Origin of the sequence: Streptomyces sp. NBC_00271, from assembly GCF_036178845.1 — a bacterium.
In the GTDB taxonomy this organism is placed as follows: domain Bacteria; phylum Actinomycetota; class Actinomycetes; order Streptomycetales; family Streptomycetaceae; genus Streptomyces.
This window is the reverse complement of the sequence record NZ_CP108070.1, coordinates 5,332,599-5,349,574: the sequence shown is the minus strand read 5'-3', so window position 1 is coordinate 5,349,574 and position 16,976 is coordinate 5,332,599. Positions and strand designations below refer to the sequence as shown.

General features: G+C 70.4%; 14 protein-coding genes and 1 tRNA gene. 8 read left to right on the top strand and 7 right to left on the bottom strand.

The window, feature by feature from the left end:
- Window positions 1-97 precede the first annotated feature (97 nt).
- Both OG798_RS24500 and OG798_RS24495 read left to right on the top strand, forming a co-directional pair.
- Window positions 98-295, top strand: a complete 198-nt coding sequence (locus tag OG798_RS24500) for a helix-turn-helix domain-containing protein (RefSeq protein WP_067376440.1) — start codon at window positions 98-100, stop codon at window positions 293-295.
- The gene (locus OG798_RS24495; protein WP_328757664.1) at window positions 295-1,440 is read left to right on the top strand and encodes a tyrosine-type recombinase/integrase; all 1,146 of its coding nucleotides are present in this window, start codon (window positions 295-297) and stop codon (window positions 1,438-1,440) included. The genes OG798_RS24500 and OG798_RS24495 overlap by 1 nt, the downstream gene beginning before the upstream one ends.
- Window positions 1,441-1,506: 66 nt before the next feature.
- Here the strand turns inward: OG798_RS24495 and OG798_RS24490 are convergent.
- A tRNA-Arg gene (locus OG798_RS24490) sits at window positions 1,507-1,582 on the bottom strand.
- A 68-nt stretch (window positions 1,583-1,650) separates the two neighbouring features.
- Complete coding sequence (locus OG798_RS24485) at window positions 1,651-2,400, bottom strand: TetR/AcrR family transcriptional regulator (RefSeq protein ID WP_095854138.1); 750 nt, start codon at window positions 2,398-2,400, stop codon at window positions 1,651-1,653.
- A gap of 174 nt (window positions 2,401-2,574) precedes the next feature.
- Between OG798_RS24485 and OG798_RS24480 the strand changes: the two genes are divergently transcribed.
- A complete protein-coding gene (locus OG798_RS24480) occupies window positions 2,575-4,146 on the top strand; it encodes an MFS transporter (protein WP_121415860.1) in 1,572 nt (523 codons plus the stop codon).
- Between the two features lie 115 nt (window positions 4,147-4,261).
- On the opposite strand, the gene OG798_RS24475 is transcribed toward OG798_RS24480, so the two are convergent.
- Together OG798_RS24475 and OG798_RS24470 are read right to left on the bottom strand one after the other, a co-directional pair.
- On the bottom strand, window positions 4,262-6,172 hold the full coding sequence (locus OG798_RS24475; protein WP_267062117.1) for an IclR family transcriptional regulator domain-containing protein: 1,911 nt from the start codon (window positions 6,170-6,172) through the stop codon (window positions 4,262-4,264).
- Between the two features lie 151 nt (window positions 6,173-6,323).
- Window positions 6,324-7,607 carry a M6 family metalloprotease domain-containing protein gene (locus OG798_RS24470; protein WP_328757663.1) on the bottom strand — a complete coding sequence of 428 codons (1,284 nt, stop codon included), beginning with the start codon at window positions 7,605-7,607 and terminating at the stop codon, window positions 6,324-6,326.
- Window positions 7,608-8,926: 1,319 nt separating this feature from the next.
- On the opposite strand from OG798_RS24470, the gene OG798_RS24465 reads away from it, so the two are divergent.
- Both OG798_RS24465 and OG798_RS24460 read left to right on the top strand, forming a co-directional pair.
- Window positions 8,927-9,571: a TetR/AcrR family transcriptional regulator gene (locus OG798_RS24465; RefSeq protein ID WP_095854141.1), complete on the top strand. Its 645-nt coding sequence runs from the start codon at window positions 8,927-8,929 to the stop codon at window positions 9,569-9,571.
- 192 nt (window positions 9,572-9,763) lie between these two features.
- Window positions 9,764-11,314 (top strand): MFS transporter, encoded by a 1,551-nt coding sequence (locus OG798_RS24460; RefSeq protein WP_267062116.1) that lies wholly within the window; start codon window positions 9,764-9,766, stop codon window positions 11,312-11,314.
- 176 nt (window positions 11,315-11,490) lie between these two features.
- Here OG798_RS24460 and OG798_RS24455 read toward each other — a convergent pair whose 3' ends face one another.
- Window positions 11,491-12,000: a MarR family winged helix-turn-helix transcriptional regulator gene (locus OG798_RS24455; protein WP_067376571.1), complete on the bottom strand. Its 510-nt coding sequence runs from the start codon at window positions 11,998-12,000 to the stop codon at window positions 11,491-11,493.
- 133 nt (window positions 12,001-12,133) lie between these two features.
- On the opposite strand from OG798_RS24455, the gene OG798_RS24450 reads away from it, so the two are divergent.
- Window positions 12,134-12,946 (top strand): dioxygenase family protein, encoded by an 813-nt coding sequence (locus OG798_RS24450; protein WP_121415862.1) that lies wholly within the window; start codon window positions 12,134-12,136, stop codon window positions 12,944-12,946.
- Between the two features lie 18 nt (window positions 12,947-12,964).
- On the opposite strand, the gene OG798_RS24445 is transcribed toward OG798_RS24450, so the two are convergent.
- The gene (locus OG798_RS24445) at window positions 12,965-13,504 is read right to left on the bottom strand and encodes a GNAT family N-acetyltransferase (RefSeq protein ID WP_095854144.1); all 540 of its coding nucleotides are present in this window, start codon (window positions 13,502-13,504) and stop codon (window positions 12,965-12,967) included.
- A 169-nt stretch (window positions 13,505-13,673) separates the two neighbouring features.
- Here OG798_RS24445 and OG798_RS24440 point away from each other — a divergent pair, with 169 nt between their 5' ends.
- Window positions 13,674-14,675, top strand: coding sequence for a sigma-70 family RNA polymerase sigma factor (locus tag OG798_RS24440; RefSeq protein ID WP_054233096.1), 1,002 nt, complete (start codon window positions 13,674-13,676; stop codon window positions 14,673-14,675).
- 571 nt (window positions 14,676-15,246) lie between these two features.
- The gene (locus OG798_RS24435; protein WP_328760072.1) at window positions 15,247-15,822 is read left to right on the top strand and encodes a TetR family transcriptional regulator; all 576 of its coding nucleotides are present in this window, start codon (window positions 15,247-15,249) and stop codon (window positions 15,820-15,822) included.
- A gap of 76 nt (window positions 15,823-15,898) precedes the next feature.
- Here OG798_RS24435 and OG798_RS24430 read toward each other — a convergent pair whose 3' ends face one another.
- Entirely contained in the window at window positions 15,899-16,954 is a 1,056-nt protein-coding gene (locus OG798_RS24430) for a helix-turn-helix transcriptional regulator (RefSeq protein WP_267062115.1), read from the bottom strand.
- Between the last annotated feature and the right edge of the window lie 22 nt (window positions 16,955-16,976).

Below are 16,976 nucleotides of genomic sequence, written 5' to 3'. Positions count from 1 at the left end.
CCGCCACACGATCAAGGCTCTGACCTGCGATGTGGCGGCGTGGCGGACGTGGCGGATTCCCCACAAGGAAGCCAACAGCCCCGTTTGGGAGGCCGCAGTGAGTTCCGCCCTGCCCACTACTCACCAAGCGCTCACGGTTCCCGAAGTGATGGAGGCATTGAGCCTTAGCCGTTTCAAGGTCTACGACCTCATCCGCTCTCGACAGCTCAAGAGCATCAAGATCGGCCGATGCCGCCGCGTGCCTGCCGATGCTCTTCGAGCCTTCATCAATGACCAGTTGGAGGAAGCCGCCTGATGGCACGCAAGAGGAATCCAAACGGCGCCGGCAGCATCTGGCAGCGCAAGGATGGTCGGTACGAAGCCCGTGTGTACGTTCCGCAGCCTGACGGCACCCGCAAGCGCAAGACGGTCTACGGCGCCACGTGGGAGGAGTGCGACACCAAACGCCAGGAACTGGTCCGACGCGACCGCCAAGGCATCCCCACGCCCGCCCGCTCCGCCAAGCTCTCCGAGTGGCTGCCGTACTGGCTGGAGCACTACGTCGAGCCGCGTCGCAAGCTCAGCACGTACGACAAGTACGAGGCGCATGTGCGGCTTTACCTGGTCCCGATCCTGGGCGCCAAGCGGCTGGAGTCCCTGAGCGTTGCTGACGTGCGCCGCTTCATCACTCGGGTGCAAGGCGCCCACACGGCCGCGACCGCGAAGGAAGCACACCGGGTGCTGCGCACGGCGCTTTCGGCAGCCGTCCGAGAGGAACTGATCACACGCAATGTCGCCGCGCTGGTGGAGCCGCCGCGCGTCAAGCAGCGGGAGATTCGCCCGTGGACGCTGGAGGAGACCCTGTCGTTCCTGGAGGCGGCGCGAAGCGACCCGCTCTACGCCGCGTTCGTGCTCGCTGTCGCTATGGGACTGCGCCGCGGTGAACTGGTGGGCCTGCGCTGGTCGGACCTGGACTTGGACAACCGGGTGCTGCACGTGCGTCAGCAGACCCAGCGCCGCAGGGGCACGCTCTACGACGACGACCCCAAGAGCCGTCGCAGTCGGGTGGTCCCGATGCCCGCCCTGTGCCTCGCCCCGCTCCGGTGGCACCGGCTCCGGCAACGGGAGGTGTTCGCGCGCACCGGTGTCGCCTGGTCTGAGAACGGCCACGTCTTCGCGACGAGGAACGGCCGGCCGGTGGAGCCGCGGAACGTCTACCGGTCCTTCACTCGGGTTGCCGCAGACGCCGGGCTGAGGGTGGTCCGGCTGCATGATGCACGGCACGGCTGCGCCACGCTGCTGACTGCGGCCGGGGTCGCCCCGCGGGTCATCATGGAGATCCTCGGGCACAGCCAGATCAGCATCACCATGGACGTCTACACGCACGTCGTGCACGACACGCAGCGGGAGGCGATCAGCCACATGGACCGCCTGCTCAAGCGCCGTCTGCCTGCTGCCTGAGAGGCGACTGCCGTCAAATGCTGCCGTCAAAGGCCCCGGACCATGATCGGTCCGGGGCCTTTTGGCTGGTGCCCCCGGCAGGATTCGAACCTGCGACACCCGCTTTAGGAGAGCGGTGCTCTATCCCCTGAGCTACGAAGGCGGGGGGATCTCTGTGAGACCCGGCGACTAGCGTAGCGGATTCGGTGGGGTGGGGGTTCTGGCGTTCGGTCAGTGGGCGGTTCGGGTTTCCAGGCCGTCCAGGACGCGGTCGAGGCCGTACTGGAAGTTCTCGTCGCGGGCGGTGCGGGGATCCTTGCCGCGTTGTTCGGCGTAGCCCTCGCGGAGGTGGGGGTAGGACTCGGCGGCCTGTTCGGCGGTGGGCCAGAGGCTTTCCACGTACTGCTGTTCGGTGTGGCCGCTGCGGGCGAGGACGTTGAGGTAGGCGGCCTCGCTGGTGGCCATGCCGGTGACGTAGGCGACGAGGGTCGAGGCGGCCTGGTCGGCCTCGGTGGTGGGCAGGCCCGCGCGGGTGAAGAGGGCGAGCAGGAACTCGGCCAGGCGCATGGCGTTCGGGCCGAGGTACGACATGCCCATCTCGCCGAGGACCGAGGCGATCCACGGGTGGCGCAGCATCGTCGCGCGCAGGCTCTGGGCGCAGTGGGTCGCGTCCGCGCGCCAGGTCGCGGGGTCGGTGGACCGGGGGATCTCGATTTCGCCGTAGATCTCGTCGATGGCCAGCTCGATGAGCTCGTCCTTGTTGGCCACGTGCCGGTAGAGCGAGGTGGCTCCGGCGCCGAGGCGGGTGCCGAGCTTGCGCATGCTCAGGGCGTCGATGCCGTCGGAGTCGAGCAGGCGTAGCGCCTCGGCGACGATCTGGTCCCGGCTCAGCGCCGGCTGTTCGCGACCGGCCCGGGGGCGGGTCCACACCGACTGGACGGGCGTCGGCGGCCCCGCTTCGGCCTGCTCCTGGGGGGACATGCGGCTTCCTCTCTCCCGGTCCGGCCACCGTAGCGCACAGCATACGCAGGGTGCGTACGCATGGCCCTAGATCCGTACGGCGTTCTCTCTTGCGTACAGTGTGCGCATCGCCGTACGGTGTTCCACGGAGCGCACGGTGTGTGCGGCTCAGCCCGTCGTTCGAGAGGTAGTGAGATGGACCGTCATCCGCGTCGCTGGCTCATCCTGATCGTGTTGTGCCTCAGCACTCTGGTGCTGGTCGTCGACAACATGGTTCTCACCGTGGCGATCCCGACGATCGCCGAGGACCTGAAGGCCAGCGCCCAGGACCTCCAGTGGATCCTCGACTCGTACATGCTGGTCTTCGCCGGGCTGCTGCTGACCGCGGGCAGCCTCTCCGACAAGTTCGGGCGGCGGAAGGTGATGGTCATCGGGCTCGCGCTCTTCGGGGCGGCCTCGGTGGTGGCCATGGAGGCCGCCACGCCCGGGGCGCTGATCCTGGGGCGGGTGCTGATGGGCGTCGGGGGCGCGCTGATCATGCCCAGCACGCTGTCGATCCTGGTCACCGTCTTCGACGACGCCGAGCGGCCCAAGGCCATCGCCGCCTGGAGCGCCGTCGCCATGGTCGGGCTCGTCGGTGGTCCGGTCGTCGGGGGCGCGCTGCTGGCCCACTTCTGGTGGGGGGTCGTCTTCCTCCTCAACATCCCCATCGCCGGTCTCGCGATCGTCGCCGCGCTGGTCCTCATGCCCGAGTCCAAGGGGCCCTGGCGCAAGGCCGACCCGATCGGCATGGTGCTGTCGATGGTCGGCATGACCGCGCTCATCTGGACGATCATCGAGTTTCCCAAGGGCGGCCTGGGTCAGCAGGGCACGCAGCTCTCGCTCGGCGTCGCCGTGCTCGGGCTGGTCGGGTTCGGGGTGTGGGAGAGCCGTTGCTCCTCGCCGATGATCCCGGTCTCGATCTACCGCAACCGTGTCTTCACCGGCGCCAGCTTCTCCCTCGTGCTGCTGACCCTGGCCCAGGGCGGCCTGATGCTGGTGCTGACCCAGTACCTGCAGTTCGTCCTCGGCTACTCCGCCACCCAGACCGGTCTCGCCTTCACCCCGCTGGCCCTCGCGACCCTCGCCTTCAACAGCGTCGGCGCCGCCCTGCTGCCGAAGACCGGCAACCGCGCCATGGTGGTCTTCGGGCTCCTCGTCATCGCCTCCGGGTTCGGGCTGCTGTCCACGCTGAACCCGGAGAGTGGGTGGGGCGTCCTCGCCGGTGCGATGTGCCTGATGGGCGCCGGCGGCGGGCTGACCATGCCCGCGGCGATGTCGGCCATGATGGGTGCGATCCCGGACGAGCACGCCGGTGTGGGCTCCGCGCTCAACGACACCGTTCAGCAGGCCGGCGCCGCGCTCGGTGTCGCCGTCCTCGGTGCGGTTCTCTCCAGCACCTTCACCGGCCACATGCCCGCCGCCGCCCCGGCCGCCGCCCGCCACTCGATCGGCGACGCCCTCGCCGTCGCCGCCCGCACCGGCGACAAGTCCCTGCTCGCCTCCGCCCACGACGCCTTCACCAGCGCGATGTCGGCGAGCTTCCTGGTGGGCGGGGCGGGAGTCCTGGTCGCGGCCGTCCTCGCCGTCTTCCTGATGCGCGACGGCAGGGCCGCCGGAGCCTCGGACCAGGGTGCCTCGGACCAGCGTGCGGTGGACCAGGGTGCGGCGGACGAGGGTGTGTTGGGCGAGGTCGTGTCGGTTGGGAGTGCGGGGGTCAGCCGCTGACGTCCAGGGGGGATCCTCACACCTGCGCCCGCCTGTGTCCGGACCACGTTCCCTTGGTCCGGGCACAGGCCTTCACGTGCTCAAACGGTCGTCAGAAGGGGTACGCGCCGGCGCGTCACGTCCGCGGTACCCGGCGGAACCGTCCCGCCACCCACAGATCCTCCTCGATCCTTCCCACCGTGGCCCGCAACTCCGGCAGCACCTCGGCGACGCACTCCTCGGGCGTACGGCGGCTGCTGTGCATCGCGACATTGACGGCGGCCACGACCCGCCCACCGCGCTCGCGCACCGGCACCGCGACCGAGCGCAGCCCCACCTCCAACTCCTCGTCGACCAGGGCGTATCCCTCTTCCCGTACGCGGTCCAGGACGGCCTTCAGCCGAGCGGGGTCCGTGATCGTGCGGGGGGTCAACGGAAGCAGTTCGGTGAGCGGGGGCTCGGGCAGGTCCGCCAGTATCACCCGGCCCAGCGCGGTGGGGTACGCGGGCAGACGGGTGCCGATGGTGATGTGGACGCTCATGACGCGGCTGGTGGAGACGCGGCCCGTGTACTGGATCTCGTCGCCGGTCAGGACCGCCAGCGACACCGAGTCGTGCAGCCGCTGCGAGAGTTCGGTGAGGTGCGGGGCGGCGATCTCGGCGAGCGAGGTCCGTGACAGGGGTGGGAAGCCGAGGCCCAGCACGCGGGGGGTGAGGCGGAAGACGCGGTCGTGCGCGGTGACGTATCCGAGGTGTTCCAGGGTGATCAGGGCGCGGCGGGCGGTCGCCCGGGCGAGTCCGGTGGCCCGGGCGACCTCGGTGAGGTTCAGTTCGGCGCGGCCCTCGCCGAAGGCGGTGATGACGGTGAGGCCCCGGGCCAGCGACTCGATGAACTCCCGGCCCAGTTCCTGCTTGGAGGCGCCGGTCCAGACGGCGAGGCCGGAGGGGGCGGTGGTGGTGCGGGGCGTGGCGGATTCGGCGTGCTGTGCCTCGCGCAGTTCCCGTTCCATCGCGGCGACGGCCTCCCGCAGCCGGGGCAGCAGGGTGTCGCGCAGATCGGCCGCGGTGTGCCGGCTGGTGTGGCTGACCACGCTCACCACACAGGCGATGCGGCCCGCCTCCCGTACGGGCATGGAGAGGGCGACCAGGCCCGGTTCGATCAACTGGTCGTCCAGCGCCCAGCCGGCCTCCCGCGCCTCGGCCGTACGCTGCTCGAAGTCGTCGCCGAGGGTGGGGAGTCGACGTGCGCTTCGGTCGGCTCCCGGCTCCTCCGGCCTGTCCGCTGCGAGGCTTTTGCCGACGGTGAGGTCCCTGCCGACGGTGAGGCCCTTGGTGACGGTGAGGTCTTTGGCGACGGTGAGGTCTGTGCCGTTTTTGCTGTTCGTGCGGCTCGCGCCGATCCTGTCCTTCTCGTCGTTTCGGCAGTCCTCGCCGTCCTCGCCGTACTCGATCGGCCGGCTCCGCGCCGGGACCGCCGGAAACCCCCGGTCCTCCGGGTCGGCCGCGCGCCGCTCGCGCCACCGCGCCCACTCCCGATCGCCCCACTCGGTGGCGAACAGCGGGCCGGGCGCGGTGCGTTCGGCGGGCAGCAGGTCGCCGATGCGGAAGCTCAGCGACATGGCGCGGCGCCGGGTCGCCTGGTGGATGAAGCGGATGCCGTCCTGGTCGCCGACCGCGAGCGAGACGGACTCGTCGAGCTCGTCGGCAAGGGCGTCGGCGTGCGCGTCGAGGAGGCGGGGCAGGCGCAGGGCGGCCAGGTAGGCGTTGCCGAGTTCCATCAGACGGGGGGCCAGGACGGCGTCGCGGCCGTCGAGGCGTACGTACCCCCGGCGCGCCAGGGTCGCGGTGATCCGGTCGACGGTGGAGCGCGCGAGCCCGGTGGACCGCTCCAGACCGCTGAGGCTGGACACTCCGTCGGCGTCGGTCAGCCGCCGTAGTACGGCGATACCGCGGATGAGGGGGGTGACGGCCTCGGCGGGAACCGCGGCCTCGGCGCCTGCGGCGCTGCTGGTGCCGGTCCCGGGGGCCGGTGCGACGTTCGATGGCATGGGCTCTCCGATGCGGATCTCTGAAGAGACGCAGTCGCGGATCTCCGAAGAGACTCAGAACAGACACCGTAGTCCTTGCACGGCCAGGTCAGCAGGTCGGAGGCCGGGAGGGGCGGGGGGAGAGACCGGTAAGGGGAGGGGGAGCGGCCGGTCAGCGGCGGGTGACGGACACCCGGTAGTCACCGCTCGGATCCGACGCCGTGACCGCGATCGTGATGCCCGTCTTGGGGTCCTTGAAGGACTCGCCGGGGGTGAAGGGGGCGTCGGAGAGTTCCGCGTGGACGTTGGGGCTGCGGGTGCAGCCGCCGCTGTGGCGCTTGGAGTCGTAGACGGTGATGGGGCCGTTTCCGGTGTCCACGCCCGCGTCGACCTTGTAGATGAGGATGCCGGGGCGGCAGATGGCGGAGTCGTTGCCATCGTGGGTGCGCAGTTCGAAGGCGTACCCCGCCTTGGTGCTGGTGGGTACGAAGACCAGTTTCTCGCCGCCGGGCCGGGACAGCGGGGTGAGGGTGTACTCCGTCGTCCCGGGCGACGCGACGCATCTGACCTGCGACTCGTCGAGCCAGCCCAGCTTCCACTTGTGCCAGCCGAGGAGGTCGTTGTCGGCCCCCCAGTCCTCGCTCATGATGTCCCAGTGGCCGACCGCGCCTCCGCCCTCCGGGGTGTAGAGGTCGGGCAGGCCGAAGGTGTGGCCGTTCTCGTGGGGGAGTACCCGGTAGCCGGTCTCGGCGTAGGAGCCGGAGCCGTCGTCCTGGCGGCTGTAGACGAAGGACGCGTTGGAGACGGGGACGCCGTCGGCTATGGGTGCCTCGGTGTTGCCGGCGAAGGTGACGGACAGGACGGTGTCCAGGGCGGAGGGCCCGGCGTTCGGCGTCACCAGCACGTTCAGGAGGTCGTACGAGTGGAAGTCGACCTCGGGGTCGGCCGTGGCCACTATGTCCTGGACCAGATCGCGGTAGCCGGGGTCGAAGGGGGCGCCGCGTTCTATGCCGTACGCCTTGAAGGGCTTGGGCATGCGCAGCCAGTGGTGGATGGGGGTCTCGGGGCGGTAGTCGAGGCGGCCGTAGGAACTGGTGCGAAACCAGTTCTGGGTCTGCGGGAAGAACTCGGCGAGCCGTTCGAGTGCGCTGCCCGGGCCGGGCGCGTCGGAGAAGTCGACCATCAGGGTGAGGGCTCGGACGGTGCCGGTGGAGCGGGCGTATCCGGGTTGGGTCGGTATGCCCTCGCCCATCTGTACGCCCATCGGGCCGGTGATCATGCAGGGACCGAGCGCCGTGGAGCGGGCCAGCGCGATGGAGCCCGCTGTCGTGGAGCCCGCCGGGAGGTGACCGGTGCCGGCGGAGGTGCTGACCGTCAGCGTCAGAAGGGTCACCGTGGCGAGGGCGGCCACGCGGCGCGAGCGTATCCGGCGGGTGGTGGGCTGCATCGGCTGCATGCAGGGGCCCTTCGCTCACGGCAGCCGCCCGGTCACCGGCTGCACCCTGTGCGATCACCCTGTGACGGGGGATGCGGGGGCGCGCGCTGGAAGAGCCCGAACGTGGGTTTCTTGCCGGGAGAGGGGTGACGGGAGCCGCGTCAGAGGTTTGGCCATGAGTTGGGGTGGGGCGGATGCGCGGGTGCGGTGCGGTGCGGTGCGGTGCGGTGCGGTGCGGGGTGGGGTGGGGTGGGCGTGCGGGCGTGGGGTGGGTTGGGGTGGATGTGCGGGCGTGGGCTGGGACGGATGCCCAGCCGTGGCTGGGGTGGATGCTGAGCTTCGGGCCGCGTCGGATCTTCGGCAGCGCGCCGCGCCGTGCTGGGCGCTTGGCCGGGAGCCGCGCTGGGCGCATGGGCGCCGGCGGGATGCCGGTCGCGAGCCGCGCCGGATGCTTGGTCGTGCGCTGGACGGGATCCCTGCCGGGAGCGGTGCCCGGTGCTCGGCCGGTGGTCGTGGCGGATGCTTGGCCGTGCGCTGCGCGCGATGCTCCGCTGGAAGTCTCGGCAGATGCTCTGCCGGGAGCCACGCCGGATGGTCTGCCGGAGGCACGCCGGATCGTCGGCCGTGCGCTGCGCGGGATGCTCTGCCAGTGGCACGGCGAATGCTTGGTCGTGCGCTGGACGGGATCCCCTGCCGGGAGCGGTGCCCGGTGCTCGGCCGGTGGTCGTGGCGGATGCTTGGCCGTGCGCTGCGCGCGATGCTCCGCTGGAAGTCTCGGCAGATGCTCTGTCGGGAGACACCCCGGGTGCTCTGCCGGAGGTACGGCGGATGCTTCGCCGTGCGCTGCGCGGGATGTGATGCCAGAGGCCCGCCGGGTGCCAGGCCGCGTGCCGCGCAGGTTGCTGCACCCGGAGTCTGGCCGGATGCTCGGCCTGGAGTCACGCCGGACTCCGGGCCGCCCACCATCCCAGGCGCCGGGCCGCTCACCACGTCGGACGCCAGGCTGCCCGCCGCGCCGGGCATCGGGCTGCGCACCACCCCAGACGTCGGGCTGCCCGCCGCGCCGGACCTCGGACGCCGGGCCGCTCACCACGTCGGACGTCGGGCCGCCCGCCGCGCCCGACGCCGTCCCCCACCCCGACGCCAGGCCGTCCCCCACCCCCCAACGGCAGACCGCACCCCACCCACAATTCCTAGTGACGCAGGTCACATCAGATCTCTGGGAATGCGGGAAATAACCGGGGACCGTTTCCCCGTTTAGCCATGTGTCCGAGCGAAACGGGGACGGATTCCCCGGATCGCGCCACAGTCTTCCTACACCTACGTCTGAGGAGTACGCCGTGGAGACCGCCACCCCCGTGAAGCGTCGCGTGCCCCGGCCCCGCGCCGATGCCCTGCGCAACCGGGAGCGGATCGTCGCCGCCGCGCGTGAGATGTTCGTCGAGTTCGGCCCCGACGTGCCGTTCGACGAGATCGCCCGCCGCGCCGGTGTCGGCAACGCCACGGTGTACCGCAACTTCCCGGACCGCGACGCGCTCGCGCGGGAGGTCGTCTGCTCGGTCATGGACCGTACGTCGGAGTGGATCGAGTCGGCTCTCATGGAGGGCGGCGACGCCTTCCAGGCGCTGAGCGACTTCGTGCACTTCGCGGCGGACGAGCGGATCGGCGCCCTGTGCCCCATGCTCTCCGCAGCCTTCGACCAGCACCACCCGGATCTGTTCGCCGCAAGCGAGCGGACCATGGAGCTGGTCGGCGCGCTGATGAGGCGCGCCCGCGAGGCCGGACAGTTGCGGCCCGACGTCGAGTCAGGTGACCTCATGGTCGCCGTCAGTCAGCTCACCCGGCCGCTGCCCGGCACCGCGTGCCAGGGCATCGACCGCTTCGTGCACCGTCATCTGCAGCTGTTCCTGGACGGTCTGCGGGCACCGGCCCGCTCCGTACTGCCCGGAGTGGCGGCCACCGTGGAGGATCTGCGAACAGCCTGACCAGCAGCCAGACCAGCCTGACCGATGAGATCGGCGCACAGCGCCAGTCTTCAGTCCGACGTTAGTCCAGCGTTAGTCCGAACTTAGTCCGACAAGCTTCCGGAGGCTTGCGGCCGTCGTCGACGACGAGCCGCCGGCTCCCGTGACCTTCCCTCACCTTTTTCACTGCGAAGTACCGGAGTGGGTATCCCCATGTCTGAAACAGGCACCTCAGCCTCGGCAAAGTCGGCGGCCGAACTCGCCGACGCACACAGCAACCGCTGGAAAGCGCTCGCGTTCATCGCGCTCGCCCAGCTGATGGTCGTCCTCGACGCGACCATCGTGAACATCGCGCTGCCCTCCGCCCAGCAGGACCTGGGGATATCGGACGGCAACCGGCAGTGGGTCATCACGGCCTACGCCCTCGCCTTCGGCGGTCTGCTGCTCTTCGGCGGCCGTATCGCCGACCTGTGGGGCCGCAAGCGCACCTTCGTCACCGGTCTGATCGGCTTCGCGGGCGCTTCCGCCATCGGCGGCGCCGCGCAGAGCGAGGCGATGCTGCTCGGCGCCCGCGCCCTGCAGGGCGCCTTCGGTGCCCTCCTGGCCCCCGCCGCGCTCTCGCTGCTCGCGGTGATGTTCACCGACGCCAAGGAGCGCGCCAAGGCGTTCGGCATCTACGGTGCGATCGCCGGTGGCGGTGGCGCCGTCGGCCTGATCCTCGGCGGCTTCCTCACCGAGTACCTGAACTGGCGCTGGACGTTCTTCGTGAACATCCCGTTCGCGATCATCGCCGCCCTCGGCGCGTACTTCGTCATCCGTGAGCCGGCCGGCGGCCGCAACCGTTCGCCGCTCGACATCCCCGGTGTCATCCTCTCCACCCTGGGTCTGGTCTCCCTGGTCTACGGCTTCACCCGTGCCGAGTCCAACGGCTGGGGCGACTCCACCACCATCGGTCTGTTCGTCGCCTCGGCGGTGCTGCTCGCGGCCTTCGTGTTCACCGAGTCCAAGGTCAAGGCCCCGCTGCTGCCCCTGCGCGTCATCACCGAGCGCAACCGCGGCGGTGTCTACCTCTCGCTCGGCCTCGCGATCATCGCGATGTTCGGCCTGTTCCTGTTCCTGACCTACTACCTGCAGATCGTGAAGGGCTACTCGCCGGTCAAGACCGGCTTCGCCTTCCTGCCGATGATCGCGGGCATGATCACGGGCTCCACCCAGATCGGCGCCCGTCTGATGACCCGCGTCCCGCCGCGGCTGCTGATGGCACCGGGCTTCGCCCTGGCCGCCCTGGGCATGCTGCTGCTGACCCAGATGGAGATCAACTCCTCCTACGCGGGTCTGCTGCTCCCGGCCCAGCTGCTGCTCGGCCTCGGTATGGGTACGGCGTTCATGCCCGCCATGTCCCTGGCCACGTACGGTGTCCAGCCGCAGGACGCCGGTGTCGCCTCCGCGATGGTCAACACCTCGCAGCAGGTGGGCGGCGCGATCGGTACGGCCCTGCTGAACACGATCGCCGCCTCGGCGACCACCTCGTACATCAAGGACCACATCGGTGGCGCCGCCTCCAAGTCGCAGCAGCAGCTCGTCCAGCTGCAGGGCATGGTGAACGGCTACACCAACGCCATCTGGTTCGCCGTCGGCATCCTGGTGGTCGCGGCCACGATCGCCGCGACCCTCGTCAACACCGGCCGCCCGGACATGTCCGCGGCCTCCGGCGCGGGCGACGGTGCCGAGGACGAGGTCAAGGTGCCGGTGATCGCCCACTGATCACCCGTACCGCCCGTACCGCCGCTGGTACCTCAGGTGCTTCGAGTGCGGGCGCGGGGTGGGGACGCCTCGCCCGTACGATTCCCAGGGTCCGCCCCGGTTCCGAGTTCATCGGGACCGGGGCGGACCCGCGTCCGCTCCCGGTCAACCCGTAACCCCGTAACCCCGTCAGCCCGTCAACGCAGCCAAGGCAGGTCCGCGCCCGCGTCCTTCGGCTGCAGCCCCTCGGCGATGATCCGCATGGCCTCGCCGAGGGCTTTGTGCTGTTCGGGCGTGAGCCGGTCGAAGAAGGCCTGCCGTACGGCGTCGACATGGCCCGGCGCGGCCTTGCTCAGCACCTCGTAACCGGCGTCGGTGAGGACGGCGAACTGGCCCCGCTTGTCGGAGGGGCAGTCCTCGCGGCGCACCCACCCGTTCTTCTCCAGGCGGGCGATCGCGTGCGAGAGGCGCGAGCGGGTGATCTTCGCGTTCATGGCCAGCTCGGTCATCCGCAGCCTTCTGCGCGGCGCCTCGACGAGCTGGACGAGCAGACCGTAGTAGACGTGCGGCATGCCCGCGTCGCGCTGCAGCTGACGGTCGAGATGGTCCTCGAGGAGGGTGGCGGCGTTCATGTACGCACGCCAGGTGCGCTGTTCCTCGTCGGTGAGCCAGCGCGGCTCTTCAGCGGATGCGGATGCCGTAGTCATGTACTCCACTGTACGAGCCCCTTCTTGAATGTTAAACAAATCGGGAGTATGGTTCCGCATGGAAGCTTGAGACTTCAAATAACTTCCCAATCGGTCTTACGATAGGGGGGACCCCCCGGAGGGAGTAGCCGCCATGTCTGTCGCCACGTCTGCCGTCACCGAGGGGCGTGCCCCGCAGGAGCGCATGCCCGCCCTCTACCTCAGTCATGGCGCTCCGCCGCTCGCCGACGACCCGATCTGGCCCGGAGAGCTGGCCGCCTGGTCCGCCGAACTGCCCCGTCCCAAGGCGATCCTGATGGTCTCCGCCCACTGGGAGGAGGCCCCGCTGGCCCTCGGCGCGGTCCAGACCGTACCGCTCGTCTACGACTTCTGGGGCTTCCCCGAGCACTACTACCAGGTCCGGTACGCGGCTCCCGGCGCCCCCCAACTCGCCGAGTCCGTACGGAAGCTGCTGCGCGCCCCGGGCGTTCCCGTCCAGGACATCCCGGACCGCGGCCTCGACCACGGTGCCTACGTCCCCCTCGTCGAGATGTTCCCCGACGCCGACATCCCTGTCCTGCAGATCTCCATGCCGACCCTCGATCCGGTGAAGCTGATGGAGATCGGACGCAAGCTGGCGCCGCTGCGCGACGAGGGCGTCCTGATCGTGGGCTCCGGCTTCTTCACCCACAACCTGGCCGCGCTGCGCCAGGCCGGCGTCCCCTCCTGGTCGGTCGAGTTCGACGACTGGGGCCACCGCGCCCTGGACGCCCGTGACTGGGACGCCCTGCTCGACTTCGGCCACAAGTCCCCGGCCGGCCTGCTCGCCCACCCCCGCACCGAGCACTTCGCCCCGCTCTTCGTGACGATGGGCGCGGCGGACGCCACGGGCGAGCTGGACGAGCAGCGGTCGGTGATCGACGGGTTCTGGCTGGGGCTGGCCAAGCGGTCGGTTCAGTTCGGCTAGAGGTTCTTCCCGTATCGGCTAGAGGTTCTTCTCGTACCAGGCCACATCCCAGTACCGGCCGAACTTCCGGCCCACCTCCCGGTACGTACCGACGTAGCGGAACCCGAAGCGTTCGTGCAGCCGCACGGACGCTTCGTTGGGTTGGGCGATGCCCGCGTAGGCGCGGTGCACGTCCTCGTCGGCGAGCGCCTCGAAGAGGGCCTTGTAGAGCAGCGTGCCGACGCCCCGGCCGCCCGCGTCCGGGGCGAGGTAGATGGTGACCTCGACGGAGGTGGCGTAGGCGGGCTTGGGGCGGAAGGCGCTTGACGTGGCGTATCCCAGAATTCGCTGTGCGTTCCCGGGAACCCCCTGTGAGTCCGTGTCCGTGGCAACCATCAGGCGGTGCGGGCCGTCTTCAGGGTGGGAGAGCAGCCAAGGACGACGCTCTTCCGAGGTGAAGACGGCAGTGTCGAAGGTGATGGGCGTCTCGCGGACGTAGTGGTTGTAGATGGCCGTGAGAGCGTCGAGGTCGGCCTCGACTCCTGGCCTGACCTGCACCTCTGTACGTTCCGTTGCCATCCGACCTCCCGCTGTGGCGGCACAGGGTACTGCATGGTCAGAAAAATAGGAGGGCGGGTTGGGAATTCTGTCCGGATTCCAGTCGTTGTTTCCTTCGGATGCCGGGCACTCGGAAGAGTGTCCGAGCCGCCACTAGGACCCGCAAGCCCACCATCGCAAGGGAGCACGCATGGCAACCCGTGCCGTCGCCCGTCGTCAGTCCGCCACCGGCGAGACCACCGACGCGGCACGCAGTGTTCGCGCCGTAGGCGGCGAAATCGCCGACCGCGACCTGGTCGGCATGTACCTCGACGAGATCGCGCGTACGCCGCTGCTCGACGCCGCCAAGGAAGTCGAGCTGTCCCAGATCATCGAGGCGGGTGTGTTCGCTCGGCAGATCCTCGACGACGAGGTCGATGCCCCCAAGGCGGATGCGACCCGCGAGGAGCTCGAGGCGCTGGTCGCCGAGGGGGAGCGGGCCAAGGATGTCTTCATCCGCTCCAACCTGCGGTTGGTCGTCGCCGTGGCCCGGCGGTATCCCCGTAGCGGCCTGCCCCTGCTCGACCTGATCCAGGAGGGCAACGCGGGCCTGGTGCGCGCGGTCGAGAAGTTCGACTACCGCAAGGGCTTCAAGTTCTCGACGTACGCCACGTGGTGGATCCGTCAGGCCATCACCCGCTCCATCGCCGACCAGTCGCGCACGATCCGCCTCCCCGTGCACCTGGTCGAGGAGCTGGGCCGGATCCGTCGCGTGCAGCGCGAGTTCAACCGCAAGAACGGGCGCGAGCCCGAGCACGCGGAGATCGCCGCCGAGCTGGACTCGACCCCGGAGCGTGTGACGGATGTCCTGGACTGGGCCCGCGACCCGGTCTCGCTGAACATGTCGGTGGACGACGACGGTGACACCCAGTTCGGTGACCTCCTCGAGGACACCTCCGCGGTCTCGCCCGAGCAGTCCGTCCTCACCCTGCTGCGCAGCGAGGAGCTCGACGACCTGATCGGCCGCCTCGACCAGCGCACGGCCTCGATCATCAAGATGCGGTACGGCATCGACGACGGCCGGGAGCGCACGCTCACGGAGGTCGGCAAGGAGCACGGGCTCACCCGTGAGCGCATCCGCCAGATCGAGAAGCACGCGCTGCTGGAGCTGAAGAAGCTGGCTCGCGACACCGGTTTTGACGCGGCGGCTTAAGAATGTCCGTGGTTAGTGCGGTTTGCGTGGTTCATGTGGTTGGTGTGCCACGTATGGTTCGTACGGGTTCGACGGATCTGACGGATCTGATGGCCCCGAGGTCGGCCATAAGTCGACCGGACATGGCCATGTAACGCCGCTTAACTCGCTGGGCTCTGGGCACAAGACTTCAGGGCCCAGGGTTCAGGGTCCCGGGGCGCAGCCCCAAGACCCCCCAGAACCGAGTCCCGACGCACTCCCCCCCCCCGCGCCGGGACTCTCCAGAGCCGAGCTTCGGCGCCTTCCCCCCCCCTGGCGCCGGGGCTCGGCTCCTTTTTGTGCGGGGTTCGGCGGGGTCGGTCGGGGTTCGTCCGGGGATGGGGCGGGGTTCGTCCGGGGGTGGTTCGGGCCTCGCTGCGGGGGAGCGGTGGTTTTCGGGCAGGCCGACGGGCCACCCCGTACCTGAACCCCGGGGTGACCCGGATGGCAGATTGTGCCACAGGGGCATAACCTGCCGTCCGTGACCGGTACGGACCGCGCGGCCGCCGCTCCCGGGCTCTCGCTCACGGAGCGACGCAAGGCCGCCACCCGGATGGAGATCGCGCGGGCCGCGGCCGGGCTCTTCATGAGGCACGGTCTGCGTGCCACCCGAGCCGAGGACATCGCCCGCGCCGCCGGTGTCGCGCCACGCACCTTCTACCGCTACTTCGCCGGCAAGGAAGAGTGCCTCGCCCCGCTCTTCTCCGCGGGCGTCGAGAAGTGGGCCGAGGCCGTCCGTGACGCCCCGGCCGACCTGTCCGTGCCGGAGGCGCTTCGCCACGCCGTCGTCCAGACCCTCACCCCGGGCGTCGGGCTGCGACCTGAGTCCATGGACTGGGTCCGCGCTCTGCTCCGCTTGGCCGAGGGGAGCCCGGCGCTGCTGAGGGTGTGGGGCGAGGCGTGTCAGGGGGCGGAGCGGACGCTGGCGCAGGTACTGGAGGCGAGGGCGTCCGTGGCGGGCGGCGGGGCGGAGTTCCGGCTCGGTGCCGCCGTGGCCGGTGCGGCGGTTCGCGTGGCGGTGGAGGCCTGGGCCGCCGGTGACGAGCCGGCCGACGGTCCGGCCGGACCGGTCGCGCTCGCGGTACGTCATCTGGAAGCGCTGCGTGACTTCCCCTGGGGCGCTGTGTGACTTCCCCTGGGGCGCCGCGTGACTTCCCCTGGGCACCGTGTGAGCGCGCCGCGGACCGGTCGGGCCCGCGCGGGGCTCACCCGGCCCTGACGCCGCGCCCTTCCCGGCGGCCACCCTCCGCCCCGTCTCCCGCCCTGCCCGCCGCCCCGCCCTCCGACCCGTCTTCCGGGCCGCCCGCCGCCCGAGTCAGGCGCCCGCCCAACTCCCGTACACACTCCACCAGTTCCGCCGGCCGCCGCACCGTGAACTCGCAGTCGACCATCGCGAGCCGTACCGCCAGCCACTCCACGGCGTCCCCGGCGGAGGAACGCAGCAGACAGTTGCGCTCGTCGATCGGCTCGGGCGCGCCGAACCACTTGGGCAGGCGGGCCGCGACGAACGCGGCGGGCGCGGCGAAGGCGACCTCGAAGTCGTACGTCTCCTGGCGCCCGTACATCGACTGCCGCAGGTATTCGGCCGCGTTGCCCGTCGGCAGTTCGCGTGGCGTGAAACGGACGCCGGTCGCGAAGGGCTCGGCGATCCGGTCGACGCGGAAGGTGCGCCAGTCGTCGCGGTCGAGGTCGTAGGCGACGAGGTACCAGCGACGGCCGGTGGACACGAGACGGTAGGGCTCGGCCAGGCGTCGTGAAGGGGTGTCGTCCCCCGAGCGGTAGGCGAACCGCAGCCGTTCCCGCCCGGTCACCGACGCGGCGATCACGGTCAGCGTCTCGGGCGCGATGCTCGCCCCGTCCCCGCTGGTCAGCGGGGTGGTCGCGGCCTGGAGCGTGGACACACGGTGGCGCAGCCGGGACGGCAGCACCTGCTCCAGTTTGGCGAGGGCCCGCACCGAGGCCTCTTCGACGCCCTCGACCGCGTGCCCGGCGCCGGCCCGCAGCCCCACCGCGATCGCCACCGCCTCCTCGTCGTCGAGCACGAGCGGCGGCATCGCCTTGCCCGCCACCAGCCGGTACCCGCCGTCGGCCCCCTTCGTCGCCTGTACCGGATAACCCAGCTCCCGGAGCCGGTCGATGTCGCGGCGGACGGTACGCCGGGACACGCCAAGACGCTCGGAGAGCTCGCCGCCGGGCCATTCGCGGGGCGTCTGGAGGAGGGAGAGCAACTGGAGGAGCCGGGCCGGGGTGTCCGTCGTCATGTTTCCCAGAGTGCCGCACATC

Bases quoted from the DNA above. Each gene is read 5' to 3' on its own strand.
- OG798_RS24495 (WP_328757664.1), top strand. From the start codon at position 295: ATGGCACGCAAGAGGAATCCAAACGGCGCCGGCAGCATCTGGCAGCGC.
- OG798_RS24485 (WP_095854138.1), bottom strand. From the start codon at position 2,400: ATGTCCCCCCAGGAGCAGGCCGAAGCGGGGCCGCCGACGCCCGTCCAG.
- OG798_RS24480 (WP_121415860.1), top strand. From the start codon at position 2,575: ATGGACCGTCATCCGCGTCGCTGGCTCATCCTGATCGTGTTGTGCCTC.
- OG798_RS24475 (WP_267062117.1), bottom strand. From the start codon at position 6,172: ATGCCATCGAACGTCGCACCGGCCCCCGGGACCGGCACCAGCAGCGCC.
- OG798_RS24470 (WP_328757663.1), bottom strand. From the start codon at position 7,607: ATGCAGCCGATGCAGCCCACCACCCGCCGGATACGCTCGCGCCGCGTG.
- OG798_RS24460 (WP_267062116.1), top strand. From the start codon at position 9,764: ATGTCTGAAACAGGCACCTCAGCCTCGGCAAAGTCGGCGGCCGAACTC.
- OG798_RS24455 (WP_067376571.1), bottom strand. From the start codon at position 12,000: ATGACTACGGCATCCGCATCCGCTGAAGAGCCGCGCTGGCTCACCGAC.
- OG798_RS24450 (WP_121415862.1), top strand. From the start codon at position 12,134: ATGTCTGTCGCCACGTCTGCCGTCACCGAGGGGCGTGCCCCGCAGGAG.
- OG798_RS24445 (WP_095854144.1), bottom strand. From the start codon at position 13,504: ATGGCAACGGAACGTACAGAGGTGCAGGTCAGGCCAGGAGTCGAGGCC.
- OG798_RS24440 (WP_054233096.1), top strand. From the start codon at position 13,674: ATGGCAACCCGTGCCGTCGCCCGTCGTCAGTCCGCCACCGGCGAGACC.
- OG798_RS24435 (WP_328760072.1), top strand. From the start codon at position 15,247: ATGGAGATCGCGCGGGCCGCGGCCGGGCTCTTCATGAGGCACGGTCTG.
- OG798_RS24430 (WP_267062115.1), bottom strand. From the start codon at position 16,954: ATGACGACGGACACCCCGGCCCGGCTCCTCCAGTTGCTCTCCCTCCTC.